16 protein-coding genes and 1 pseudogene are annotated in these 25240 nt (G+C 64.6%); 7 read left to right on the plus strand and 10 right to left on the minus strand.

Features of this window, described 5'->3' with window-relative positions:
- Positions 1–357 precede the first annotated feature (357 nt).
- The 3 genes from J7396_RS19105 to J7396_RS19115 form a co-directional block, all read right to left on the minus strand.
- On the minus strand, positions 358–1611 hold the full coding sequence (locus J7396_RS19105; RefSeq protein ID WP_209261917.1) for a dipeptidase: 1254 nt from the start codon (positions 1609–1611) through the stop codon (positions 358–360).
- Between the two features lie 280 nt (positions 1612–1891).
- The gene (locus J7396_RS19110; RefSeq protein ID WP_003482258.1) at positions 1892–2212 is read right to left on the minus strand and encodes a hypothetical protein; all 321 of its coding nucleotides are present in this window, start codon (positions 2210–2212) and stop codon (positions 1892–1894) included.
- A 115-nt stretch (positions 2213–2327) separates the two neighbouring features.
- On the minus strand, positions 2328–3494 hold the full coding sequence (locus J7396_RS19115; RefSeq protein ID WP_209261918.1) for a class I SAM-dependent rRNA methyltransferase: 1167 nt from the start codon (positions 3492–3494) through the stop codon (positions 2328–2330).
- A 264-nt stretch (positions 3495–3758) separates the two neighbouring features.
- On the opposite strand from J7396_RS19115, the gene J7396_RS19120 reads away from it, so the two are divergent.
- Both J7396_RS19120 and J7396_RS19125 read left to right on the plus strand, forming a co-directional pair.
- On the plus strand, positions 3759–4715 hold the full coding sequence (locus tag J7396_RS19120; RefSeq protein WP_011349210.1) for a TerC family protein: 957 nt from the start codon (positions 3759–3761) through the stop codon (positions 4713–4715).
- Positions 4716–5101: 386 nt separating this feature from the next.
- On the plus strand, positions 5102–5890 hold the full coding sequence (locus J7396_RS19125; RefSeq protein ID WP_033478680.1) for a rhomboid family intramembrane serine protease: 789 nt from the start codon (positions 5102–5104) through the stop codon (positions 5888–5890).
- Positions 5891–6041: 151 nt separating this feature from the next.
- Here the strand turns inward: J7396_RS19125 and J7396_RS19130 are convergent, their stop codons facing one another.
- Entirely contained in the window at positions 6042–7139 is a 1098-nt protein-coding gene (locus J7396_RS19130) for a glycerophosphodiester phosphodiesterase (protein ID WP_008573008.1), read from the minus strand.
- Positions 7140–7379: 240 nt separating this feature from the next.
- On the minus strand, positions 7380–9680 hold the full coding sequence (locus J7396_RS19135) for a TonB-dependent receptor (RefSeq protein ID WP_031425274.1): 2301 nt from the start codon (positions 9678–9680) through the stop codon (positions 7380–7382).
- 192 nt (positions 9681–9872) lie between these two features.
- Between J7396_RS19135 and J7396_RS19140 the strand changes: the two genes are divergently transcribed.
- Positions 9873–10730 carry a phosphatase PAP2 family protein gene (locus tag J7396_RS19140; RefSeq protein WP_136733104.1) on the plus strand — a complete coding sequence of 286 codons (858 nt, stop codon included), beginning with the start codon at positions 9873–9875 and terminating at the stop codon, positions 10728–10730.
- 161 nt (positions 10731–10891) lie between these two features.
- On the opposite strand, the gene mnmE is transcribed toward J7396_RS19140, so the two are convergent.
- From mnmE to rpmH, 5 genes and pseudogenes are all read right to left on the minus strand, one after another.
- Positions 10892–12232, minus strand: a complete 1341-nt coding sequence (gene mnmE, locus J7396_RS19145; RefSeq protein WP_209261919.1) for a tRNA uridine-5-carboxymethylaminomethyl(34) synthesis GTPase MnmE — start codon at positions 12230–12232, stop codon at positions 10892–10894.
- A gap of 156 nt (positions 12233–12388) precedes the next feature.
- Positions 12389–15091, minus strand: a pseudogene (locus J7396_RS19150) (polysaccharide deacetylase family protein).
- A gap of 85 nt (positions 15092–15176) precedes the next feature.
- Complete coding sequence (yidC, locus tag J7396_RS19160) at positions 15177–16901, minus strand: membrane protein insertase YidC (protein WP_209261921.1); 1725 nt, start codon at positions 16899–16901, stop codon at positions 15177–15179.
- Between the two features lie 25 nt (positions 16902–16926).
- The gene (gene rnpA / locus J7396_RS19165) at positions 16927–17364 is read right to left on the minus strand and encodes a ribonuclease P protein component (protein ID WP_007968218.1); all 438 of its coding nucleotides are present in this window, start codon (positions 17362–17364) and stop codon (positions 16927–16929) included.
- Between the two features lie 38 nt (positions 17365–17402).
- A complete protein-coding gene (rpmH, locus tag J7396_RS19170; RefSeq protein ID WP_002805908.1) occupies positions 17403–17543 on the minus strand; it encodes a 50S ribosomal protein L34 in 141 nt (46 codons plus the stop codon).
- A gap of 242 nt (positions 17544–17785) precedes the next feature.
- On the opposite strand from rpmH, the gene dnaA reads away from it, so the two are divergent.
- The 4 genes from dnaA (at position 17786) to gyrB (ending at position 25201) form a co-directional block, all read left to right on the plus strand.
- On the plus strand, positions 17786–19114 hold the full coding sequence (dnaA, locus tag J7396_RS19175) for a chromosomal replication initiator protein DnaA (RefSeq protein WP_008572980.1): 1329 nt from the start codon (positions 17786–17788) through the stop codon (positions 19112–19114).
- A 276-nt stretch (positions 19115–19390) separates the two neighbouring features.
- Entirely contained in the window at positions 19391–20491 is a 1101-nt protein-coding gene (dnaN, locus tag J7396_RS19180; RefSeq protein ID WP_005912436.1) for a DNA polymerase III subunit beta, read from the plus strand.
- Between the two features lie 1044 nt (positions 20492–21535).
- On the plus strand, positions 21536–22642 hold the full coding sequence (recF, locus tag J7396_RS19185; RefSeq protein ID WP_209261967.1) for a DNA replication/repair protein RecF: 1107 nt from the start codon (positions 21536–21538) through the stop codon (positions 22640–22642).
- Positions 22643–22756: 114 nt separating this feature from the next.
- Positions 22757–25201 carry a DNA topoisomerase (ATP-hydrolyzing) subunit B gene (gyrB, locus tag J7396_RS19190; protein WP_029818088.1) on the plus strand — a complete coding sequence of 815 codons (2445 nt, stop codon included), beginning with the start codon at positions 22757–22759 and terminating at the stop codon, positions 25199–25201.
- The last annotated feature ends 39 nt before the right edge of the window (positions 25202–25240 follow it).

The raw sequence follows: 25240 nt of genomic DNA on the forward strand, positions 1-25240 counted from the left end.
GGCTGACACGCGCAAATTTTCGTGCAAATGCCCAAATCAACTGCAACCGCTCCCGGCGTGTGCCGGGTTCGGAACGCAACAGCCACCATGCTGTTGGTGCAGGGCTGGCCGCCCCGATGCAGCGACGGCGCCCCGTGACCCACCGCTTGGCTGACACCTAGCGGCGCACTCCGCGCGCGCCCCAACCAGCCCATCCGGCGAAGGAGCCCGCGGCAGCAACGCTGCCTCTACCCCAGCCCTGCACCCACAACCAAGCCGGCGGCCAGCACCCAGCCCCACACGACACACCGCCTCGGCTTTGCGAATCCCGATTCCCGATTCCCGATTCCCGAATCCCGAATCCCTGGTCCCCCAGCACTACCTCCCCACTCCCGATTCCCGTTTCCCGGCCGCATACGCCTGCGCCCGGCCCATCACCCGCAACAGGTTGCCGCCCCAGATGCCGGCGATCTGCTGCTCGGTGTAGCCCTTGCGCAACAGCCACGCGGTGATGCGCGGCAGGTCGGAGACATCTTCCAGGCCCACCACCCCGCCACCGCCGTCCCAATCCATGCCGATGCCCACGTGCTCGGGCCCGACCACTGCCAATAAGTGCTCAAGATGCGCGAAGAAGTCTTCTTCGGTGGCGCGCTTGATCGGGTAGCGCGCATCCAGCTCCTTCAGCGCGGCGCTGAGCTTGGTACCGTCGGCGATCTTGACGTGCTCCCAGCCGCCGTATTGGTCGGTCAGCGCCTTCTCGGCGGCCTTGCGCTCGGGGCTGGCGCCGCTGTCCACCAGGTAGCCGCCGTAGGAATTGACCTGGATCACCCCGCCATGCGCGGCCAGCACCTTCAGGCGCGCATCGTCGATATTGCGCGGGTGGTTGTAGACCGCGCGCGCACCGCTGTGCGAGAGCACGATCGGCACCGGCGACAGCGCGATCAACTGGTCGAACACCGCATCGGAGGCATGCGACTGATCGATCACGATGCCCAACGCCTGCGCCTGTTGCACCAGCCGTTTGCCGGCCGGGCTCAGGCCGTTCCACTCCGCGCCCTTGGGGTCGGTGGCCGAGTCGGCGAACTCGTTGTTGAGAAAATGCACGGTGCTCATCAAGCGCAGCCCCTGCGCGTAATAGAAGCGCAGCAAGGTGGGATCGGCCACCAGCGGGCTGGCGTTTTCCATGCTGATGTACACCACGCGCTTGCCGGCGGCCTTGATGCGCGCGGCGTCGGCCGGCGTGGTGGCCAGTGCAAAACGCTGCGGTTGCGCGGCCACCAATGTGTGGATCTTCAGCAGGCGCTGCAGACCGGCATCGCGATCGTCCAGGTGCGCGGCCGCACTGCGATCGCCCTGCCCGGTGTAGACCGCCCAGAACCCACCATCCAGCGCGCCTTCGACCATGCGCGGGTAATCCACCTGGGACAGGCGGTTGCCGGCATGCGCCTGCAAGACGTCGAAGTCGGCGCGTTCCAGATTGGCCGGCGTATCCAGATGCGAATCCAGCGTGACCAGGCGTTTCTGCAGGGCAGTCGCGCGCGCCAGTTCGGCCTTGGAAAACTCCAGCGCATGTGCGGGCAGCGCAGCGGCCAGCAACAACGTGGCAGACAGGCAAAGCGAACGCAGGTGCATGCGATCTCACAGGCAGTGGGGGTGAGCCGATCATAGCGGCTGGCTACACGCACTGCGGCCACACGTGGGACGCTGCAGCGCTGCGGTCGATCCGCACGGCGTGGCGTGCGATACGCGCGATGCAAGCGCAGTTCTGCGGCGATGCCGATGGCGTGCGCACGCGCGATGCTGTCGAGCGACGCCGCCATGCCGGCAACCACGGCGCGGGCGGCCGCTCGTCGTTGCAGATCGGTTTGATCTGCCTGGCAGCGCGCGCAAACCGCCTCGCGCGCTGTATCGCTCAGTCGTCCAGTTCTGCCAGACGCGCGCGCACGCTGTCCACATCGATGTGTTCGCGCACATGCGGCCACTGCCGCGCCCACACCGAACGGAACACGATCCACGCACCGAACACGCCCAGACAGGTCGAGCCCAGCGCCAGCAGCAACGGGTGCAGCGGCGAACCGTCGCCGGTCTGGAACAGATACATGAAAGCCCCGGAAAACAGCAGCCAGACGCCGAACACCGGCCAGTTGCTGGCCAGCAGGCTGGCATTGGGCCGCTCGATCTGCCGCAGCAAGCGGCGCAGGGCCTTGCGTTCGTCTTCGTCGCTGGAGGTCATCGGCTGCCGGCTCCTGGTTGCATGTCTGCGTTGACCTACTGCTGGCCGACGATGGCATCGCGCCGCGAAAGACGCTGCCTGCCACACAGCGGGCGTCTTTCGCCGCAACGCGCTGCTACATCACCCGGCAGAACACCGCCTTCAGATAGCGCGATTCCTGCACGTGCGCCATGAACGGATGATCGGGACCGGCCCCGGCCACTTTCAGGATCTGGATGGTGCGCCCGGAGAAATATGAGGCGCGCCGCAGCATGTCCAGGAACTCCTGCTCGGCCACCAGACCGGTGCACGAGAAGGTGGCGAACAGGCCGCCCGGCTTGACCACGCCCAAGGCCAGCTTGTTCATGTCCAGGTATTTCTTCAGCGCCGGAATCACCTGATCGCGGTCGCGGGTCATCTTGGCCGGATCCAGGATCACCACATCGAACTGCTCGCCGCGGTTGGCCGCATCGCGCAGCCACGGAAAGATGTCGGCCTGCACGAACTTGGGCCGCACGTTGTTGAGCTTGGCGTTGCCCTTGGCAATGGCAATCACGTCTTCGTCGATGTCCACGCCCAGCACTTCGGCCGCACCGCGGGCGGCGGCATACACCGCAAAGCCGCCGGTGTTGCAGCACAGGTCCAGCACGCTCTTGCCTTCCACCTGCTCGCTCAGCCACTGGCGGTTGTCGCGCTGGTCGGCGAAGAAGCCGGTCTTGTGCGCACCGGCCGGGTCGGCGCGGAACTTGATGCCGTGCTCGGTGATCACCGCCGCTTCGGTGGTGGTGTTGCCGTGGAAATCGAAGCTTTCCTGCTTTTGCACATGTTCGTCGGCAAAGCTGTGGAAGCGGCAGCCAGGGAACTGTTCGCGCAGCGCCTCGTAGATCCATTCGCGATGACGGAACATGCCGGCGGCGAAGAACTCCACCACCACCAGGTCGCCGTAGCGGTCCACCACCAGGCCGGACAGGCCGTCGCCTTCGCTGTGCACCACGCGCCAAGCGTCGGACACGCCATCGAGCTTGAGCCAGTCGCGGCGCAGGCTCACTGCCGCGGCGATCTTGCGCGAGAACCAGCCCGCATCCACCGGTACCGACCGGTCGGTTTCCAGGATGCGCACGGCAATGCGCGAATGGCCGTTGTAGAAGCCGCGGCCAATCCATTCCCCATCCACGCCGACCACATCGACGATGGTGCCGGGCTTGGGCTTGGCGGCGGGCTTTTCCACCAGCTTCTGGAAGATCCACGGGTGGCTGGAGCGCCAGGCATTCTTGAGACGGACGACGGGGACTGGAATATTCATCGGTCCATTGTATCCGGCTGGATTGACGTGCCTGCGCCGTGCACGCAGAATCGGGCGCAGAAGGGGAGTAGCTCCCAGCGTTGTCGCCGTCATTACGAGCCCGCCATGTGCAGCGCTCCGGTGCAACGGCAACCGGCCCGGCCGGTTGCGAGCGAGACCTTCGCCGCGCAGGCGAAGGTCCGTCACCCGGAATCCACGATTTCCGTGTCACAAGGCCTCAGCCCGCCGGCTGTCCAGGCCGCTTTCACTTTTTTCGGGATTCTTATGCAAACCATTGGCAACGTGTGGTTATGGGGTGGCTTCGCGGTGGTGGTGATCGCCGCGCTGCTGATCGATCTGGTGCTGATGCGCCACGGCGGTGCCCACAAGGTCACCTTCAAGGAGGCCACCTGGTGGAGCATCGGTTGGGTGCTGCTGGCGCTGGCCTTCAATGCCGGGCTGTGGTGGTACCTGCAAGGCAGCGTCGGCGACGCCCAGGCCGACCAGATCGGGCTGCAGTTCCTCACCGGCTACCTGGTGGAAAAATCCCTGGCGGTCGACAACATCTTCGTCTTCCTGATGGTGATGACCTACTTCGGCGTGCCCGAAGAACAGCGCCAGCGCGTGCTGATCATCGGCGTGCTGGGTGCCATCGTGCTGCGCGCGATCATGATCTTTGCCGGCTCGATGCTGCTGGCCAAGTTCCATTGGCTGCTCTACGTGTTCGGTGCGTTCCTGCTGCTGACCGGCATCAAGATGTGGTTCTCCGCCGGCAAGGAGCCGGATCTGGAAGCCAACCCGGTGCTGCGCTGGATGCGCGGGCACCTGCGCCTGAGCCCGCAGTACCACGGCAACCTGCTCAGCGTGATCAAGGACGGCAAGCGCTGGTTTACGCCGCTGTTCGTGGTGCTGATTTTGATCGCGGTGATCGATGTGATCTTCGCGGTGGACAGCATCCCGGCGATCTTCGCGATCACCACCGACCCGTTCATCGTGCTCACCTCCAACGTGTTCGCGGTGCTGGGCCTGCGCGCGATGTTCTTCCTGCTGGCCGGCATGGCCGACCGCTTCCACCTGCTGCCCTACGGCCTGGCGGTGATCCTGGTGTTCATCGGCATCAAGATGATGATCATCGATCTGTACAAGATCCCGGTGCTGGTGTCGCTGGGCGTGGTGGTTGCGATCCTGGTGGCGACCATCGTGCTGAGCCTGCTGCGCCCGCCCAGGCCTGCCGGGCACTGAGGGAATCGGGAATCGGGAATCGTGGCGCAGCCTGCACTGCTGGCAACCATGCGCACCGACCATCTCGCCAGGTCCTTGCCCGCCCACCGTCGCGGGACCTTGAGCGGCATGGATGCCGCGCCAGAGCTTACAAGGACGTACTTGCAGCGTGTCCCGCGATGGTGGGCGGGCAAGGGCCCTGCAGCCAAGCTGCAGATCGGCCGGAAGTGGACTTTGCAGATGGCGGATGGCGCGGCACGTGCGGTGCCGCGCCTCATCCACTTGCGTCATGCGCGGCAGACGACGCCAGGATTCGGCGGCGGGATTGGATTATCCCGCCGCCGGGCCTGCTTATCCCGAGTTTGAGAGGCTTGTAAAAAAACCCGCGTGACGCCATCCGTGAAGGTATGACACCGCATCCTGTTGCCGCCGCAGAAACCACCACCCAAGCTCGCCTGGATCGTTCCCGGGTCTTGCGTGCCTTCAACATCAGCCTGGCCGCCGTGTTGTTGCTGGTGGCGGTGTTCACCGCCCAGGGCATGTTCGACTGGCGCGCCTGGGCCGTGGCACCGCTGCAGGCCGACGGCCTGCGCGGCATCCTCACCGCACCGCTGCTGCATGGTTCGCTGGCCCACCTGGGCGCCAACGCCGCGGCGCTGCTGATCCTGGGCACGCTGGCCGGCAGCGTGTATCCGCGTGCCACCGTCATGGCGCTGCCGCTGTTGTGGCTGGGCTCGGGCCTGGGCGCATGGCTGCTGGGCGAACCCGGCAGCCGGCATCTGGGCGCCAGCGGCGTGACCCACGGGCTGATGTTCCTGGTGTTCGTGCTGGGCCTGCTGCGCCGCGACCGCCCCGCGATCGCCACCAGCATGATCGCCTTCCTGTTCTACGGCGGCATGCTGATGACCATCCTGCCGCACGAAGCCGGCGTGTCCTGGCAATCGCATCTGGGCGGTGCGGTGGCCGGCCTGATCGCCGCCCTGCTGCTGCGCCTGCGCGACCCGCAACAGGCCAAGCCGCGCTACAGCTGGGAAGACGAGGACGAAGACGCTGCCTGGGAGGTGAGCAACTCCGAACACGCGATGCTGGAACCGCCACCGCCGCGTCAGGTGCCGGTGCTGTGGCAGCGCCAGGACGATGGCTCGCAGAGCGTGGTGCTGCATTTCCCGCCGCGCGAACGGCCGCCAGGTGCCTAAAAAATTTTCAGGCGACTTTCGAATCAATCAACGCCGTTGCTCCGCTCGCGCGATCGACGGCGTTGCTCTGCCCTGCGTAGGCGCGTGCCTGCGCGCGACGGGCTGTACCGCTAGAGCCCGTTGCGCTCTGGCGCGCTCCTACAGATGCTGATTAGCGCGCGGGGCGCCCGCTCAATGCGCGCCGCGCCAGGCCCGGGTCGTCGGCGAAGAACGCATCGATGCCCGCATCCAGATACGCCTGCAACTCGACCAACGCACCGGCGTCGTTGCGCTCGGTCACCGCGCCGCTGCTGCGGTTGTTGGCGGCCAGAAAATAATTTTCTGGACGGAACGTATACGGCTGCACCTGCAACCCGGCCGCATGTGCGTCGTGCACCAGGCTGGTGGGCGCGCCCAAACGTTGCTGCGCATCCAGCGGGATGATGCTGCGGATGTCGGGGCCGATCGCATCGGCATATGTCGCGACCTGCTTCAGGCCGTCGGGCGTGATCATCTGCCCGTAGGTCTTCGGCGCATCGTCCGTGCCGGCGGGCAGCGCCATCTGCGCGCCACCGAGCAACTGCAGCAGGCCGATGTTGCTGGTGCGCCCGATCTTGTCGCGCAGATAGCGCAGATTGCCGGTCTCGAACGACTGGATGATCACCGGCGCAGTCCGGGTATAGGCATGCGCCTGCAAGGTGGCCAGCACCTTGTCTTCCATCGGCAGGCCCAGCGCCTTGAAATAGCTGGGGTGCTTGATCTCCGGAATCAGCCCGATCGTGCGGCCGGTCGCGGCAGATTCGGCCGCGACGAAATCGATGATCTCGTCCAAGGTCACGATCTGGAACTGGCCATCCCAGCGCGTGCCACGCAGCTGCGGCAGCCGCTCGCGCGCACGTAGCGTCTTCAACTCGGCCAGGGTGAAATCTTCGGTGAACCAGCCTTCCATCGCCTGACCGTCGATGGTCTTGCGGGTCTTGCGCGCAGCGAATTCCGGGTGGCTGGCCACATCGGTGGTGCCACCGATCTCGTTCTCGTGCCGCGCGATCAGTACGCCATCCTTGGTGGACACCAGATCCGGCTCGACAAAATCGGCGCCATCGACAATGGCTTTGGCATAGGAGGCCAGGGTGTGTTCCGGACGCAGCGCACTGGCGCCGCGGTGCGCAAAGATCTGCACCGTCTTGGCCAGCGGCGCTTCGGCAACTGCCGGGCCGTTCATGCCAACCATCATCGCTCCCACCAACCAGATACGACCGAACTGCATCATGCATCTCTCCAACGAAAAACAGGTACCGAATCGACGTATGACCGCCGGGCGAGTCTGGCCGATAGGCGGCGCGGGAGGTACGACTGTACATCCCGCTTCCGCTGCATCGTCAGCACCCGCCGGAACATCACTCGCGACGTCTTGTTCGCCAGCCTGAAACTGTCTGCGTCGATCGAAACCGGAATTCGGTAAGCAACCGCAAGACCGGCTCTTACGATTCCCCAATCCCGATTCCCGTCCTCAGAACTTCGCATCCAGCGTCAAGAACACTTGCCGCGGCGCACTGGCATGGAAGGCCAGCTGGCGGCCGTTGGGATCGCTATTGGCGAAGGCCGTCAGGTTGGAGGCGTAACGCTTGTCGGTGAGGTTGGTGACATTGAGCGAAAGCTTGAGCCCCTGCAGCACGCCAACCTGGCCGAAGTCATAACCACCGCCCGCATCGAAGGCGGTGTAGCCGCCGAAGCCCTGGTCGTTGGTGTAGGTGTAGTAGCGCTGGCCGGTGTACTTGCCGCGCAGGTTGAGATTCCACGGCCCGTAATTGAAGGCCAGTTCGCTGGCGAACATGCGCTTGGGCGTGTCGACGGTGTACTTGCCGGCGGTGGGAATCACCACGCCGTTCTGCACGTAGTTGTCGTCGTAGGTCGAACGGTTGATCGAGGCCGAGTTGTACCACTGCAGGTAGCTGGTCGGCTTCCAGATCACCGTCAGTTCGCCGCCGCGGCTGCTCACCGAGCCCACGTTGAAGAAGCGCGTGGTGCATGCGGGCGTGGTGCCCTGCTGGATGCTGGCGCAGGGGTTGAGCGAAAGCAGGCGGTTATCGAAGGTGACGTCGTAACCGACCAGCGAGGCTTCGAAGCGGTCGCGCACGAAGCGATAGCCCGCTTCCAGCGTGCGCGATTTCTCCGGCTCCAATGCGCCGACGCTGGCATCGAACGAGGCCTGGGTCACCAGCAACGGGCCGCCGGCGCCGCCGCCCTGGAACGCCGCGATGTTTTCCGCGTACGAGGCGAACACTTCCTGGCCTTCGGCCAGCCGATAGCCCACGCCGATCTGCGGCAACACCGATTCGCTGGCCTTGAGCGAACCGGTGGCCACCGGCGCTTCCACTGCCACGCCCGGCGTCTCGCGCGCGGTCATTTCGGTGCTCGGGCTCTTGATGCCCAGGTCCAGGCTCAGACGCTCATCCAGGAACTTGAAATTGCCCTGCACGTAGAACTGCCGCGTGGTGATGATGTAGTTCTGCGAGAACAACCGGCGATTGGGATTCTGAAGGAACTTGTCGTCGCTGACCGGACCATCGATCCAGTAGAAATTGCGCTCCACATCGTGATGATTGCGCTCGTACCACAGGCCCGCTTCAAGATGATGCGGGCCAAGGTCCCAACCGAGCGAAGCGATGCCGCCGGTGCGGTTGATCCAGTAATTGGTGCTGCGGATGGAAATCGGCAATGCCTGCGGCGTACCCGGATTGGACGCCTGGCCCGGCGACCACCAGTGGCCCTGGCCCTTGTTCTCGTGGTGATAGACCTGCGTATGCAGGCTGATCGCATCGTTGGGCTGGAAATCGCCGGCCACGTAGAACAGGTCGTCGTCGCGCAAGGCGCGGCTCTGGTAATACGCATCGTCGATGTTGTCGACACCGCCGCTGAAACCGCAACGCGCGGCATTGCGCGTGGCCGGTGCGCAATACGCCGCAGCCAATGCGCGGTTCCAGTCCGGCGCGTACAGATTCCAGTCCCAGCCCAGGCCGCGCGCCATGCCGCTCTTGGACAGGTACGCATAGTCGGCCTGCGAAGTACGCGAGGTATCGGCGAATGCGGTCAGCTTGCCGCCATCGAACTGGTACACGCCCTTGGCATTGAACTGCCGCGTGGTGGTCGGCGATTCCGGGCGCGCCCACATGTCGGCTTCGGCATTGATGCCCGACACATACGCCGAAAACCCATTGTAATCGCCGGTATCCACGCGCAGGAAGGTGCGCCGATTGGCATCGGAGCCCACCGTCTGCGACACCTGCCCGCCGAATACGCTGGACGGATCGGCCGAGTAATACTGGATGGTGCCGCCCAGGTTGCTGGTCGACGCCGTGCCCAACGCACCGATGCCCGAGGCCAGCTCCACGCCGCCGAAGTTTTCCGCAATCAATGCGCGGCTGATGTTGAGGCCGTTGTAGTTGCCATAGGCGTTGTCGCCCAACGGCAGGCCGTCGAGCGTATAGCCCAGGCGCGTACCGTTGAAGCCGCGCAGGCTGATCGTCTGCGATTCTTCGTTGGCACCGAACGCATCGTTGGATTGCACGTTGACGCCCGGCATGCGGTTGAGCAGCTTCTGGATGCTGGTGCCCGGCGGCAACACCGCAATGTCCTGCGGGGTGATGCGCTGCACCTGGCGGGTTTCGCCCTGGCCGATCACCGACACCGCATCGAGTTGCTGCACGGTCGCACCGGTATCGGCAGACACCTCAGGGTCGGCGGCGTAAGCGGCAGGCGCGAGCACGAGCGCGGCGAGAACGGCGGCACTTAACTGATGGGTCTTGGGCATGAGCGGCGTTGGGGACGAGTCAAAAGATGGCGGCAAGCGTGCGACAGTTGTCTTGCGTCGATGCGACCGAAACATGACAGTGCAACGACAACCGTTTCGCATCCCTGGCCGTTGCTGCGTCGCGTTGGCATGCAGCTGTCATCGAGCCGTCGTAATCTGCGGGCTCTTCCATTTGTGTTGTCTGAGGTTGCCATGTCGCAGCGCATTGCTTGCCACTCTCACCGGACGCTGGTCAGCGTTGCCATCGCCGCATTGTTGATCGGCAGCGGCATCGCAAGTGCACGGGACAAGGCAGCCGCGAAAGATTCGGTGCTCGCCACCGATGCGCATGGGTACCTGGAGAAACAACAACTGCCCGACAGCGTGCAGCTGGTGCCACCGCCACCGCAGGAGGGCAGCGCTGCGCTCGCCAACGACGAGGCAGTGGCCAAGGCCATGCTCGCCCTGCGCGGGACACCGCGCTGGGAGCTGGCCGCGCAGGACGCGGTGCTGAGCTTTCCGGCTGCGGCCACGCACTTCAGCTGCGCGCTGGGCATACAGATCGACCAGGCCAGCACCCCGCATCTGATCCGTCTGCTCGAACGCAGCATGCGCGATGCCAGCACCGCGACCAGCGCCGCCAAGGCACGCTATCAACGCCCGCGTCCTTTCATGCGCAACGCGCAACCGATGTGCACCCCGGCCGATGACGCGGCCCTGCGCAAGAACGGTTCCTACCCCTCCGGCCACACCGCCATCGGCTGGACCTGGGGCCTGATCCTGTCCGAAATCGCCCCCGCCCACCGCGACGCCCTGCTCGCGCGCGGCCGCGCCTTCGGCGACAGCCGCCTGGTCTGCAACGTGCACTGGCAGAGCGATGTCACCCAGGGCCGCGTGGTAGGCGCTGCCACGGTCGCCGCATTGCACGCCAATCCTGCGTTCGAAAAAGACCTGGCCGCCGCACGCCGCGAGATCGAACAGGCGCAGGCCAAGCAGCCGGCTGCGTCCTCGGTGGCTGCGTGCAACGCGGAAAACCAAGCGCTAGGGACCGCATTGCCTGGGGTGCTGTAGTCCACCGCAAGCGCATGGCCGATGCGCCTGCGGTGCTCGGACGACGTGCGAGAGTTTGCGCCCGCATCGCCGTCCACGCAGATGATGCGGCGGCAGCTGCGTCTGGATGCGGCCCGGTTCCGACGGTTGCCGCGCGCCTCATCGCGCTGGGCATCGCCGCATCACTTGCCGATGCAAAAACTCGAGAAGATCTTGCCGAGCAGGTCATCGGCACTGAGCTTTCCGGTGATCTCGCCGAGCGCTTCATGCGCCAGGCGCAGTTCTTCGGCAGCCAGTTCCAGCTGCTCGAAACCCAGTTCCAGATCGGCTGCGTCCACGTGTTGTTCGGCGCGATGCAGCGCCTGCACATGCCGCGTGCGGGCAGAGAATTCGCCCTCGACGCTGTCCACGCCATCGCCGAGCGCAAGCGCGCGCAGGCGGATGTGCAATTGCTCCAGTCCCTGCCCGGTCACGGCAGAGACAGCGATCGCATTGGCATCGAGCGATGCGGCATTGCCGAGCAGATCGCATTTGTTGTGGATCCACAGCTGACGCGGCACGGCATCGACGGCATCGCCAATGGCATCGCGGGCGGCCTGCGGGTCGCGTGCATCCAGCACCACCAGTGCCAGGTCCGCGCGCTCCAGCTCGGCGCGTGCACGGCGCATGCCTTCGCGTTCGATCGCATCGCCGCCATCGCGCAGGCCGGCGGTATCGACCAGGGTCAACTCGAAGCCGTCGAGCTGGATGGCTTCGTGCAAGGTGTCGCGGGTGGTGCCGGCGACATCGGTGACGATCGCCCGGTCGCTACCGGCCAGCGCATTGAGCAAGGAACTCTTGCCGGCGTTGGGCGGACCGATCAACACCGCATGCAGGCCGTCGCGCAACTTGCGTCCGCGTTCGGCATCGCGCAGCAGCTGGGCGAGCACGTTGCGCGCCTGACCCAGACCATCGCGTAGTTGGTTGCCGCCCAAGGTGTCGAGCGGCTCGTCGGCAAAGTCGATGGCCGCTTCCACGTGGATACGCAGGCGGGTCAGGGTGTCGGCCACCGCATCGACCCGTCGCGAAAACACCCCGTCCAGTGCGCGCCGCGCGGCGCGGGCCGCCCGCAGGTCGCCGGCTGCGATCAGGTCGGCAATCGCTTCGGCCTGCGCAAGATCGAGCTTGCCGTTGAGGAACGCACGCTCACTGAATTCACCGGCGCGTGCCTGGCGGGCGCCCAGTTCGATGCAGCGGGCAACCAGTTGCCGCAACAGCACCGGGCTGCCATGGCCTTGCAGCTCGACGACGTCTTCGCCGGTAAAGCTGTGCGGCGCGTGGAACCACAGCGCAATGCCATCGTCGATGACGGCGCCCTGCCCGTCGCGAAAACGCGCGTAGTGCGCATGCCGCGGCTGCATCCGCGCAATTCCCAGTTGCGCTGCAATCTGCACCGACTGCCGCCCGGACAGGCGCACGATGCCAACGCCGCCGATTCCGGCAGCACTGGCGATGGCAACGATGGTCGAAGCGGAAGACGACATGGGCACTGCTCTACGTGGATTAAAAAAGGACACCTGGAGTTTAAACGGCGCAGCCAACAGCGCCGACCCACATATTTGCGGGCACTTTTGAATCACCTCCCATGACGACATCCGCGCTGTCTGGCGTCTGCACGCCATGTCGTGTCGCGCGTCCGGTCACAACGATTGCAGCTGTGCGCGCGCCTGCTCGGCACCACTGCCTTGCGGCTGCAATTCCAGGTACGTGGCATAGGCCTTGCGCGCCTTGTCGCGATCGCCTGCCTTGGCATATGCATCGCCGAGATTGAGATAGGCCACCGCGCGCGAGGGATCGATCTTCAAGGTATTTTCCAGCCAGCGCGCCGATTCGGCAAAGCGCCCCTGACGGTAATACACAAAGCCCAGGTTGTTGGCCGCCAGCGCGAAATCCGGACGCAGCTTCAGTGCCTCGGCAAATTGCTCGGCCGCATCGGCATAGCGCTTTTCCTTGTACAACTGCAGGCCGCGTTCGTTGGCCAGTTGTGCACGTTGGCGATCGCTGCTCTTCGCTGCGGTGGGCAACACCAGCGTGGCCTGGCCACCTTGCAGTGTCTTCACCGTCACCGGCACTGCAGCCACTGCCACACCGGCTGCGGCCGGCACAGGGCGCGCTGCGTCCACGCGTGAGTTGAGCGCAATCGCATCGGCCGACAGCTGCGCGGTCTGCGCAGTGAGAAATTCTTCGCCGCTGGGAACCTGGAACACGAATTCGCCGCCTTGCGAACCGGGCAGGCTGCCGAAGGCCGGCGTCTGCGCCGAGACTGCCGACACCGCGGGCGCCACGTACGCGGCCAGTTCGGTTCCGGTGATCAAGCCATCGCCATTGAGGTCGCCCTTGCCAGCCAATGCCTGCAACAGCACCCAGGTGAACACCGAATGCCCATTGGGTCCGCTATCGGCCACCTGTTGATCGGCGCCGCCGGCGGTGAGCATCTGGCGCGCGATACGCCGCGCGTTCTCGCGCAGGTACGCGCTGGACGTCGGCCCGCCACGTGTCAATCCCAGCCCGCTGTAGCACGCATCCATCACGAACAAGACGTGCTTGGCCTGCAGGCTTTCGGCGATGTTCTGCAAATCGCTCATTGCGATCGCATCGCTGGCCAGATGCTGCGGGTCCGAGTCGACCGGAATGATGTAACCCAGATCGCGACCGGAAGCGAGCCGTCGTGTGGCGCCATGCCCGGCAAAGAACACGAACACGCGGTCGTTGGTTTGTGCACGGCCTTCGCCGAGGCGGTCGTGGAATGCGGCCAGGATATTGTTGCGCGTGGCCTGCCCGTCCTTGAGCACGATCACTTGCGAGGACGGAAATCCCAACGGCCCGGTCAGGGTACTGGCAATCGCCTGCGCATCGTTGGCCGCATATTCCAGCTTGGGCCAATGCGCGTAGTCGTCGATGCCGATCACGATCGCCCACGATTTCGCATAGCCGGTGGTCACCGTGGCATCGGCCGCCGCGCCGGGCGCGCGCGCGACCGAGAACTCGCGGCCATTCCAGCCGGCGAACTGGTAACCGTCGGCGATCAGACGATCCAGAATCTGCGGCAGCGCCTTCACTGCGCGGTCGTGGATGTCATGAAACAGCACGATGCCACGCTGCTCCTTGTTCACTTGATCGAGCACGCGTTGCACGATGGATTCCGGCACCGGATCGGCCCAGTCCAGCGAGTCGATGTTCCACATGATCGATTTCAGGCCGGCTTCGCCCAGCAGCTGCAAGCCTTCCGCATTGCGCGCGCCATACGGAAACCGGAACAGCGGCGCACGTTTGTCATCCACCGCACGCAGCAAGGTGTCGGTATCCAGAACCTAGCGACGCAGTGCATCGCCGGTGGTCTTGGACAACTGTGCGTGGGTCAGGCTGTGGTTCCCCACCGCATAGCCTTCTTCCATCAGCGAATGACTGATCTTCGACAGCGGCGCAAGTTGCGGTTTGCCGTTGGCATCCAGGCTGCCGAGGTTGCGTCCCACTTCGAAGAACACGCCTGGCACATCGTAGCGTTTGAGAATCGCCACGATCTCTTCGGTATAGGCCTTGTGCGGGCCATCGTCGAAGGTGAGCACCACTGTCTTGGGCGGCAGGTCGCGGCCGAACACTTCGCTGTCGCTGTCGCGCGCGGCGAACGGGTACGGCTCGACCACGCCATGGTCGCGCAGGATGTTCTCGCGCGTATAGAGCGTGCGCAACTGCGCCACGTAGTCGCCCCACTTCTCGCGCTTGGGCACGATCGCCCGGCTGCGATCGAAACGGCTGAAGATCTGCGTCAACTCCTTGTTGTAGCTGCGCTCGATCTCGTCCAGCGCCTCCAGATCCTCGCCGATGCGCTGATGCAGTTTCACCGCCGGCAATGCAGAGTCACGGCCGATGCGCGCATGCAGATCGCGCAGCACCTCGGCAAATGCCAGGCGGTCGGCATCGAACAGATCCGACGCAGATTCCACCTCGTCCAGCACTGCGGCAATCGTCGCGAACCGGCGTGCATCCTTGGAAGCCAGAATCGTGTCCAACGATGCGGCAATGCGTTCGCGCTGCTCCAGGTTTTCATGAAACAACTGCTGGCCCACGCTGCTGGAGGTGGCGCGATCGCGTGGCGTTTGTTTGTCCTCATCGGCCAGCAGCACGATGATGCGGCGGTGCCGGTCCAGCTGTTCGCGCAGTTGCGCGATCAATGCACCGGTGGCGTTCCCGGTCTTGTCCGCCTGCGTGCCAGCGCTCGTTGCAGCCGCGGGCTTCGCAGCGCCGGCAGCATCGCTGGCGTCCTGCGTGCCGCAGCCGGCCAGTGCCAGCACTCCGACGCAACTTGCGCACAGCAACAGGCGATGCAACGGCGATGTGGTCACGACGGCGTCCTTGGCGAAAGAGACAACAGGCACTCAATGCGGGCTGATATGCAGAAAGCCCGCCTTGCGGCGGGCCTTCTTGAACTTACTTGGCGTTGGCCTGGATGATCTTGCTCGGCTTCTCGCCGTGCTGGCGGATCATCCACCACTGGATCAACAGGCCCAGCCCGCCGTTGACCACCCAGTACAGCACCAGGCCGGCCGGCATGAAGGCCATCATGACGCCGAACACCAGCGGCATGAACTGCATCATCTTGGCCTGCATCGGGTCCATGCCCGGGGTCGGGGTCAGCTTCTGCGTCGCCCACATGATCGAGATGTTGAGCACCGGCAGGATGAAGTACGGGTCGCGCGCAGTCAGATCCTGGATCCAGCCCAGCCACGGCGCCTGGCGCAGTTCCACCGACTCCACCAGCACCCAGTACAGCGCGAAGAAGATCGGCATCTGGATCAGCAGCGGCAGGCAGCCGCCCATCGGGTTGATCTTTTCCTTCTTGAACAGCTCCATCGTCGCCTGCTGGTACTTGACGCGATCGTCGCCGTAGCGCTCCTTGAGCTGCGCCAGGCGCGGCTGGAATCGGCGCATCTTGGCACCGGACTTGTACTGGGCAGCCGACAGCGGATACAGCGCCAGGCGCAGCAGGACCACCAGGCCGATGATGGCCCAGCCCCAGTTGTGCAGGAAGCTGTGCAGATGGCTCAGCACCCAGAACAGGCCCTGGCCGATGATGGCCATGATCGAGAAGCGGCTGTAATCGACCACGCGGTCCAGGCCCTTGACGTCTTCCTTGGCGATCAGGCTGACCAGCTTCGGGCCTACCCACAGGCGCGCTTCGGTGCTGGCGGTCTGGCCAGGCGCCACGGTGAAGGCCGGGCCACGCAACTCGGCCACGTCGCGCGGGCCGTCCTGGGCCAGCACGTACAGCGAGGCTTGGTCCTTCTGCGGAATCCACGCGGTGAAGAAGTGGTGCTGCAGCAGCGCTACCCAGCCGCCGGTGATCTGGCGATTCAGGCCGCCGTCGTCCATGTAGTCCTTGAACGCGCGCCGCTCGTAGCCTTCCTGCGGGCTGTACCAGGTCGCGCCATTGAAGCTGAAGGAATCCGGATTGGTCATGCCGCGGCTGAGGATGGTCGGCACCCGGCTCAGCTTCCGGAACACGTAGCCGTTCCACGGCGCGCCACTCTTGTTGATCACCTCGTCCTTGATCGAGATGGCATAGCGGCCGCGCTCCAGGGTAAAGGTGCGACGGATCGAGACGCCGTCGGGGCCATTCCAGACGAACGGCACCACCAGCGTGTTCTGGCCCTTGGCCATTTCGAACGTCGTGCCCGGCTGCTCGGCGCGGAAGCCGCCTACACCCGGCACCGGCGAATGCTCGCTGGCCCAGCCGCTGGTGGCGTTATACGGGTGCGCCGGATCTTCGGTCAGCAGGCTGACCGGCGCGGTGCCGTCCTTGGTCTGCGGGAATTGCAGCAGCTCGGCATCGAGCACGCTGCGGCCGTCCAGCTTCAGGCGCAGCACATCCGAGGTCAGGGTCACCACCGGCGCAGCGCCGGCTGCGGCCGGTGTTGCCGCAGTGCTGCTGGTCGCCGGCACCGTGCCCGGCGCGCCGGCCTGCGGAATGGGCTGGGCCGAAGGCACATTGGCCGCGCTCGGCGCTGCCGCATCCGGATCGCGCGCCGCCGGCACCGCCTGGGTCGCCGCGGCCACCGGCGCATTGGCAGCCGCCTTGTCCTTGCCCCACTCCATCCACAGCAACGCCGCGACCATCAGCCAGGCAAAAATCAGGAAAACACGGGTCTGGTTCATCGGGCAGCAACTCGCTCAGTCGGAACTACAGTTCCGGCTCTGTCGGGGAAGGGGAGGATGGGCGCACCGTCCTGGCGGGCGGCATTGTGCCGGGCGCAGCAGGCAGGGGCAATGCGCCGGCACGGCGCAGCAGACGCACGAAGGCATCGCGGATCTGTGGATTGGTCGCTTTTGCCGCCGCCGAGCGCGCCACGATGACGTAGTCACCACCGGCCAGCTCGGGCAATAGATGCCGCATGGCATCGCGCAGCACACGTTTGATGCGGTTACGTCCGACCGCGCGCGTATCGACCTTGCGCGACACGGCCATGCCCAGGCGCGGCGGCGTATCGCCGGTGCGCCAGTGCAGGCTCAGGAGTGGGTCCGAGGTGCGACGTGCAGTATCGAAAACGATCGTATATTGCGCACGCGTACGAACCCGCGCAGAGCGAGGAAATCGCCTGCACGGGTTCGATGCGTTCACGGTAGGGACTGCCTCGGCCGCAGGGAGCGGCGCGGCAATCAAGCGCTCAGGCGCTTGCGGCCCTTGGCGCGGCGGCGAGCCAGGATCTTGCGGCCGTCGGCGGTTGCCATACGTGCGCGGAAACCATGGTCGCGTGCTCGCTTGAGATTGCTGGGTTGGAAAGTACGCTTGGTGGCCATGGGGCCCTCTGCATGAATGGAGACGAATAGAACCGGCAATTCTATAGGCCTGCCGCGCCGCAGGTCAACACCCTGCTTGCCTTACCGCGGAAGAGGACGACGGCGGCCTGTGGATGGCCCTGTGAATAACTCTGGGAAAACCCTGCCCTCGGTGCTAGTCTGGTCCATCCTCTTTTCACTACCGGGCTGCGAGCACGGCGCTTTTCTGCGCCCCGCGGCCGGCAACAGATGATCACACGTTGATGGATGCTTGGCCCCGCTGTCTGGAACGTCTCGAAGCCGAATTCCCGCCCGAAGATGTCCACACCTGGTTGAAACCCCTGCAAGCCGAAGATCGCGGCGACAGCATCGTGCTGTACGCCCCGAACGCCTTCATCGTCGACCAGGTTCGCGAACGGTACCTGCCGCGCATCCGCGAATTGCTGGCGTATTTCGCCGGCAACGGCGAAGTCGCGCTGGCGGTCGGTTCGCGTCCACGTGCGCCTGAGCCGGCCCCCGCAGCGGCGGCGGTGCCAAGTGCGCCGCAGGCTGCGCCGATGGTGCCGTTCGCCGGCAACCTGGATTCGCATTACACCTTCGCCAACTTCGTCGAAGGCCGCAGCAACCAGCTGGGTCTGGCCGCCGCGATTCAGGCGGCGCAGAAGCCCGGCGACCGCGCGCACAACCCGTTGCTGCTGTACGGCAGCACCGGCCTGGGCAAGACCCACCTGATGTTCGCGGCCGGCAATGCGCTGCGTCAGGCCAATCCGGCCGCCAAGGTGATGTACCTGCGTTCGGAACAGTTCTTCAGCGCGATGATCCGGGCGCTGCAGGACAAGGCGATGGACCAGTTCAAGCGCCAGTTCCAGCAGATCGATGCGCTGCTGATCGACGACATCCAGTTCTTCGCCGGCAAGGACCGCACCCAGGAAGAGTTCTTCCACACCTTCAACGCGCTGTTCGATGGCCGCCAGCAGATCATCCTGACCTGCGACCGCTACCCGCGCGAAGTGGAAGGCCTGGAGCCGCGCCTGAAGTCGCGCCTGGCCTGGGGCCTGTCGGTGGCGATCGACCCGCCGGACTTTGAAACCCGCGCGGCCATCGTGCTGGCCAAGGCACGCGAGCGCGGCGCCGAGATTCCCGACGACGTGGCATTCCTGATCGCCAAGAAGATGCGCTCCAACGTGCGCGACCTGGAAGGCGCGCTCAACACCCTGGTGGCGCGTGCCAACTTCACCGGCCGCTCGATCACGGTGGAATTTGCCCAGGAGACGCTGCGCGATTTGCTGCGCGCCCAGCAACAGGCGATCGGCATTCCCAATATCCAGAAGACCGTGGCCGATTACTACGGCCTGCAGATGAAGGACCTGCTGTCCAAGCGGCGCACCCGCTCGCTGGCGCGCCCGCGCCAGGTGGCGATGGCGTTGGCCAAGGAGCTCACCGAGCACAGCCTGCCGGAGATCGGCGACGCGTTCGCCGGCCGCGACCACACCACCGTGCTGCATGCCTGCCGGCAGATCCGCACGTTGATGGAGGCCGACGGCAAGCTCCGCGAGGACTGGGAAAAGTTGATTCGCAAGCTCAGCGAGTAGGCCATCGGCTGCCATCGGCGCCAGGCTGGAAAAAAGCGTGGAAACGTTGGGGTCAAATGCGGGAGAATCTGTGGATAACGTTGCACCGCAGTCCGGCTGGAAAACTATCCACAGGTTTTCCGACCAGCTCAGGCGCACTAGTCCAACGCGTTTCAGATGCTGAAATGTCTTTGGAAACAAATAGTTACGGTGGTTATCCGCTGAAAACGGCCCTACCATCACCACCAAGCTTTTGATTTATTCCATATCTTTTAAAGCATAGGGGCACGGAACCACATGCGTTTTACACTGCAGCGCGAAGCCTTCCTCAAACCATTGGCACAAGTGGTCAATGTGGTCGAACGCCGTCAAACCCTGCCCGTCCTGGCCAACTTGCTGGTCCAGGTCAAGGACGGACAGGTCTCGTTGACCGGCACCGACCTGGAAGTGGAAATGATCTCGCGCACGCTGGTGGAGGACGCGCAGGACGGCGAAACCACGATTCCGGCGCGCAAGCTGTTCGACATCCTGCGCGCCCTGCCCGACGGCAGCCGCGTCACCATTTCGCAGACCGGCGACAAGGTCACCGTGCAGGCCGGGCGAAGCCGCTTCACCCTGGCGACGTTGCCGTCCAACGACTTCCCGTCCGTGGACGAGGTCGAGGCGACCGAGCGCGTCGTGGTGCCCGAAGCCGGGCTCAAGGAGCTGATCGAGCGCACCGCGTTCGCCATGGCCCAGCAGGACGTGCGCTACTACCTCAATGGCCTGTTGTTCGACCTGCGCGACGGCTTGCTGCGCTGCGTGGCCACCGACGGTCATCGTCTGGCGCTGTGCGAGATGGAGCTGGAGAAAGCCGGCGGCGCCAAGCGCCAGATCATCGTGCCGCGCAAGGGCGTGACCGAGCTGCAGCGTTTGCTGGAAGGTGCCGATCGCGAGGTCGAGCTGGAAGTGGGACGTAGCCATATCCGCGTCAAGCGCGGTGATGTGACCTTTACGTCGAAGCTGATCGACGGCCGGTTCCCGGACTACGAGGCAGTGATTCCGATTGGTGCCGATCGTGAGGTCAAGGTGGATCGTGAAGCGCTGCGCGCGTCGCTACAGCGTGCCGCCATCCTGTCCAACGAGAAGTACCGCGGCGTCCGTGTGGAAGTGTCGCCGGGTCAGCTGAAGATCAGCGCGCATAACCCCGAGCAGGAAGAGGCGCAGGAAGAGATCGAGGCCGATACCAAGGTCGACGACCTGGCTATCGGCTTCAACGTCAACTATTTGCTCGACGCGCTGTCGGCACTGCGCGACGAGCACGTGGTGATCCAGCTGCGTGACGCCAATTCGTCTGCATTGGTGCGTGAGGCCAGCAGCGAGAAGTCGCGCCATGTGGTGATGCCATTGCGTCTCTAACGCTTCGTTCCACGTGGAACACGCAAAAGCCCGGCATCTGCCGGGCTTTTTGTTTGCGCCATTCGGGGGCTTGTTGTGTGTAGATAAGCATCGCGGCCAAGTCGTCTGTGGCGACCAAATGGGGCGTGGGTCGAGCTATGGCGCCTGTGCATGATCTGAAGGGATAAAGCGCTGACGTAAGCGTGGGAGCTATGCCTTCGATCCGATCGATGGACCAACGCGCTCCACGCGCTTGCCACGGCGCTGCTGTGTTGGCTGGACATCGGCGCCAGGGTTGAGACGCGGTACACATCGAGTTTCAAAATCTACATGAGCGGCTGCGGACCCAGCTCCGACTCGGTCAAACGTCAGGACAAGATTCACCGCGGCGCGTAAGTAGGACCTCTACGGACTATTACCGTCGCCACGCATCTTCGCGTTACGTCTGCAGTGTCCTGAAATTTTGGACGGGCCTGGCACCTGGCGACCCAGCGAGGTTCGAAAGTCTCAACGTGGCCGGAGCCGAGTTCATTCGCCCGGTCTTTGATCGTCGAGCTGGCTTGGTCCGAGACACAGCGAAAGCAGGGAGAGAACAGGACACCTTATCTCTCATGCGCCATTGGGTTTTGAAGCTCTGCGTGTTTAACCTGAATGAGTTCATTTCAAGGCAATCAATTGATTTGCTATCGCACATGTCGGCGAGATCCGGTGTCCAGCTGTTCAGCTCCCTACTGTTTTTGACTTATGCACATCGCGCTTTGCTTTTAAATCTATAAATAACTTAAGAGCTTTGTGGTGATGGTAGGCGCAGATTTCGCGTAAAAACACCTCAAGTGATTGTTCTTAAAGGGAATTAGGGGGTCGAAACCCTGTGTTTATCGACCTGTTTTCTGGCTTACAAGCTGTGGATAAGAAAAAACACCGCCCTCCGCCCCTTTTTTATCCACATGTTATCCCCTGCCTGTCCCGCCGTTGTTGCCGGCCACAACTGCGCGCGTTTCATGCCGATCCCGTATCCTTCGACCCGACCGGCATGCCGGATTACAGCCCAGAGCACACCGATCGATGCATGTAGTGCGGTTGTCCATTCATCGGCTTCGCCGGTTTCACACGGTCGAGCTTCATCCCTCCAGTACCTTGAATCTGCTGACCGGCGACAACGGTGCGGGGAAGACCAGCGTGCTCGAAGCGCTGCATCTGATGGCCTACGGCCGCAGCTTCCGCGGGCGCGTCCGTGACGGCCTGATCCAACAAGGCGCCAACGACCTTGAAGTTTTCGTGGAATGGAAAGAAGGCAACGGCGCTGCGGGCGAACGGACGCGTCGAGCCGGCCTGCGTCATAGCGGGCAGGAATGGACGGGACGTCTGGACGGTGAAGACGTGGCGCAGCTTGGCGCGCTTTGCGCTGCGCTGGCAGTGGTGACGTTCGAGCCCGGCAGCCACGTGCTGATCAGTGGCGGTGGCGAACCTCGTCGCCGCTTCCTGGATTGGGGCCTGTTCCACGTGGAACCCGATTTCCTCACCATGTGGCGCCGCTACGCCCGGGCGCTCAAGCAACGTAATGCGTTGCTGAAGCAGGGCGCGCAGCCACGCATGTTGGACGCCTGGGACCACGAACTCGCCGAATCCGGCGAGAGCCTGACGTCTCGGCGCACGCGCTACCTGGAACGCCTGCAGGAGCGGCTGGTTCCCGTGGCAGACGCGATCGCGCCCGCGCTGGGACTGTCTGCGCTGACGTTCGCTCCCGGCTGGAAGCGGCACGAGGTCTCGCTGGCGGACGCCCTGCTGCTTGCGCGCGAACGAGATCGCCAGAACGGCTACACCTCGCAAGGCCCGCACCGCGCAGATTGGGTGCCCAGCTTTCAGGCACTCCCTGGACGGGACGCGCTTTCCCGGGGACAGGCCAAGCTCACCGCCCTCGCCTGCCTGCTCGCACAGGCGGAGGACTTCGCATACGAACGCGGCGAGTGGCCGGTCATCGCCCTGGATGATCTGGGCTCGGAGCTGGACCGGCACCATCAGGGGCGTGTGCTGCAGCGGCTCGCGTCCGCGCCGGCGCAGGTGCTCATCACCGCAACCGAAACCCCGCCTGGTCTTGCAGATGCCGGCGCACGATTGCAGCAGTTCCACGTGGAACACGGCCACATTACGCGACAGGCAGCGGCCCACTGAGCCGCAACGGCCGGCTCGTGCCGGCTGGTATAATTTGCTCGCTATCCCCCTTTTCCCACGGTGCGGAGCGGCTATCGCCGCCTTCGCCCGTGTTGTGGAGCCAACGGCACGCGCATGACCGACGAACAAAACACCCCGCCAACACCCAACGGCACCTACGACTCCAGCAAGATCACCGTGCTGCGTGGCCTGGAGGCCGTCCGCAAGCGCCCCGGCATGTATATCGGCGACGTCCATGACGGCACCGGCCTGCATCACATGGTGTTCGAGGTGGTCGACAACTCGGTCGACGAAGCCCTGGCCGGGCATGCGGACGACATCGTGGTGAAGATCCTGGCCGATGGCTCGGTGGCGGTCTCCGACAACGGGCGCGGCGTGCCGGTCGACATCCACAAGGAAGAAGGCGTCTCGGCGGCCGAGGTGATCCTCACCGTGCTGCACGCCGGCGGCAAGTTCGACGACAACAGCTACAAGGTCTCCGGCGGCCTGCACGGCGTAGGCGTCTCGGTGGTGAACGCATTGTCCGAGCACTTGTGGCTGGATATCTGGCGCGACGGCTTCCACTACCAGCAGGAATACGCGCTGGGCGAGCCGCAGTACCCGCTCAAGCAGCTGGAAGCCTCGACCAAGCGCGGCACCACGCTGCGCTTTAAGCCGTCCGTGGCCATCTTCAGCGACGTCGAGTTCCATTACGACATCCTGGCGCGGCGCCTGCGCGAGCTGTCCTTCCTCAATTCCGGCGTCAAGATCACCTTGATCGACGAGCGCGGCGAAGGCCGTCGCGACGATTTCCATTACGAAGGCGGTATCCGCAGCTTCGTGGAGCATCTGGCGCAGTTGAAGTCGCCGCTGCACCCGAATGTGATCTCGGTGACCGGCGAGCACAACGGCATCATGGTGGACGTGGCCCTGCAATGGACCGACGCCTACCAGGAAACCATGTACTGCTTCACCAACAATATTCCGCAGAAGGACGGCGGCACCCACCTGGCCGGTTTCCGTGCGGCGCTGACGCGCGTGCTCAGCACCTACATCGAACAGAACGGCATCGCCAAGCAGGCCAAGGTCGCGCTGACCGGCGATGACATGCGCGAAGGCATGATCGCGGTGCTTTCGGTCAAGGTGCCCGACCCCAGCTTCTCTTCGCAGACCAAGGAAAAGCTGGTCAGCTCGGATGTGCGCCCGGCGGTGGAAAACGCCTTCGGTGCGCGCCTGCAGGAGTTCCTGCAGGAGAACCCGAACGAAGCCAAGGCCATCACCGGCAAGATCGTCGATGCCGCGCGCGCGCGCGAAGCCGCCCGCAAGGCGCGCGACCTGACCCGCCGCAAGGGTGCGCTGGACATCGCCGGCCTGCCGGGCAAGCTGGCCGACTGCCAGGAAAAGGACCCGGCGCTGTCGGAACTGTTCATCGTCGAGGGTGACTCGGCGGGCGGTTCGGCCAAGCAGGGACGCAACCGCAAGAACCAGGCCGTGCTGCCGCTGCGCGGCAAGATCCTCAATGTCGAACGTGCCCGCTTCGACCGCATGCTGGCCTCCGACCAGGTCGGCACGCTGATCACTGCGCTGGGCACCGGCATCGGTCGCGACGAGTACAACCCGGACAAGCTGCGCTACCACCGCATCATCCTGATGACCGACGCCGACGTGGACGGCTCGCACATCCGCACCCTGCTGCTGACCTTCTTCTACCGGCAGATGCCGGAGTTGATCGAGCGCGGCTACATCTACATCGGCCTGCCGCCGCTGTACAAGCTCAAGCAGGGCAAGAGCGAGCTGTATCTGAAGGACGACGCGGCGCTCAACGCCTACCTGGCCAGCAATGCGGTCGAGGGTGCGGCGCTGATTCCGGCCACCGACGAACCGCCGATCACCGGCGAAGCGCTGGAGAAATTGTTGATGCTGTTCACCAGCGCCAACGAAGCGATCGCGCGCAACGCACACCGCTACGACCCGGCCCTGCTCACCGCGCTGATCGACCTGCCGCCACTGGATGTGGAAAAACTGCAGGCCGAAGGCGACCAGCATCCGACCCTGGATGCACTGCAGGCAGTGCTCAACCGCGGCACCCTGGGTACCGCGCGCTACCAGTTGCGCTTCGACCCCGGCAGCGAGAACGCGCCTGCCACCCTGGTGGCCATCCGCCGCCACATGGGCGAAGAGTTCACCCAGGTGCTGCCGATGGGTGCGTTCGAAAGCGGCGAGCTGCGTCCGCTGCGTGAGGTCTCGCTGGCCTTGCACGACCTGGTGCGCGAAGGTGCCCAGATCGTGCGCGGCAACAAGAGCCACCCGATCACCAGCTTCGCGCAGGCCCATGCCTGGTTGCTGGACGAGGCCAAGAAGGGCCGCCAGGTGCAGCGCTTCAAGGGCCTGGGCGAAATGAATGCCGAGCAGCTGTGGGAAACCACGGTCAACCCCGACACGCGTCGCCTGTTGCAGGTGCGCATCGAGGACGCGGTGGCCGCCGACCAGATCTTCAGCACCTTGATGGGCGATGTGGTCGAGCCACGCCGCGACTTCATCGAGGACAACGCGCTGAAGGTGTCCAACCTGGATATCTGAGGCACCCGCATCGGCCGACACGTCGCAACCGCGGCGTGG

Source organism: Xanthomonas sp. A1809 (genome assembly GCF_017746015.1).
GTDB lineage: Bacteria > Pseudomonadota > Gammaproteobacteria > Xanthomonadales > Xanthomonadaceae > Xanthomonas > Xanthomonas euvesicatoria.

Excerpts from the sequence above, each read along its gene's own strand:
- J7396_RS19120 (WP_011349210.1), top strand. The coding sequence starts at position 3,759 with ATGCAAACCATTGGCAACGTGTGGTTATGGGGTGGCTTCGCGGTGGTG.
- J7396_RS19140 (WP_136733104.1), top strand. The coding sequence starts at position 9,873 with ATGTCGCAGCGCATTGCTTGCCACTCTCACCGGACGCTGGTCAGCGTT.
- dnaN (WP_005912436.1), top strand. The coding sequence starts at position 19,391 with ATGCGTTTTACACTGCAGCGCGAAGCCTTCCTCAAACCATTGGCACAA.
- yidC (WP_209261921.1), bottom strand. The coding sequence starts at position 16,901 with ATGAACCAGACCCGTGTTTTCCTGATTTTTGCCTGGCTGATGGTCGCG.
- rpmH (WP_002805908.1), bottom strand. The coding sequence starts at position 17,543 with ATGGCCACCAAGCGTACTTTCCAACCCAGCAATCTCAAGCGAGCACGC.
- mnmE (WP_209261919.1), bottom strand. The coding sequence starts at position 12,232 with ATGTCGTCTTCCGCTTCGACCATCGTTGCCATCGCCAGTGCTGCCGGA.
- J7396_RS19130 (WP_008573008.1), bottom strand. The coding sequence starts at position 7,139 with ATGATGCAGTTCGGTCGTATCTGGTTGGTGGGAGCGATGATGGTTGGC.
- gyrB (WP_029818088.1), top strand. The coding sequence starts at position 22,757 with ATGACCGACGAACAAAACACCCCGCCAACACCCAACGGCACCTACGAC.
- dnaA (WP_008572980.1), top strand. The coding sequence starts at position 17,786 with ATGGATGCTTGGCCCCGCTGTCTGGAACGTCTCGAAGCCGAATTCCCG.
- J7396_RS19115 (WP_209261918.1), bottom strand. The coding sequence starts at position 3,494 with ATGAATATTCCAGTCCCCGTCGTCCGTCTCAAGAATGCCTGGCGCTCC.
- J7396_RS19135 (WP_031425274.1), bottom strand. The coding sequence starts at position 9,680 with ATGCCCAAGACCCATCAGTTAAGTGCCGCCGTTCTCGCCGCGCTCGTG.
- J7396_RS19105 (WP_209261917.1), bottom strand. The coding sequence starts at position 1,611 with ATGCACCTGCGTTCGCTTTGCCTGTCTGCCACGTTGTTGCTGGCCGCT.
- recF (WP_209261967.1), top strand. The coding sequence starts at position 21,536 with ATGCATGTAGTGCGGTTGTCCATTCATCGGCTTCGCCGGTTTCACACG.
- J7396_RS19110 (WP_003482258.1), bottom strand. The coding sequence starts at position 2,212 with ATGACCTCCAGCGACGAAGACGAACGCAAGGCCCTGCGCCGCTTGCTG.
- J7396_RS19125 (WP_033478680.1), top strand. The coding sequence starts at position 5,102 with ATGACACCGCATCCTGTTGCCGCCGCAGAAACCACCACCCAAGCTCGC.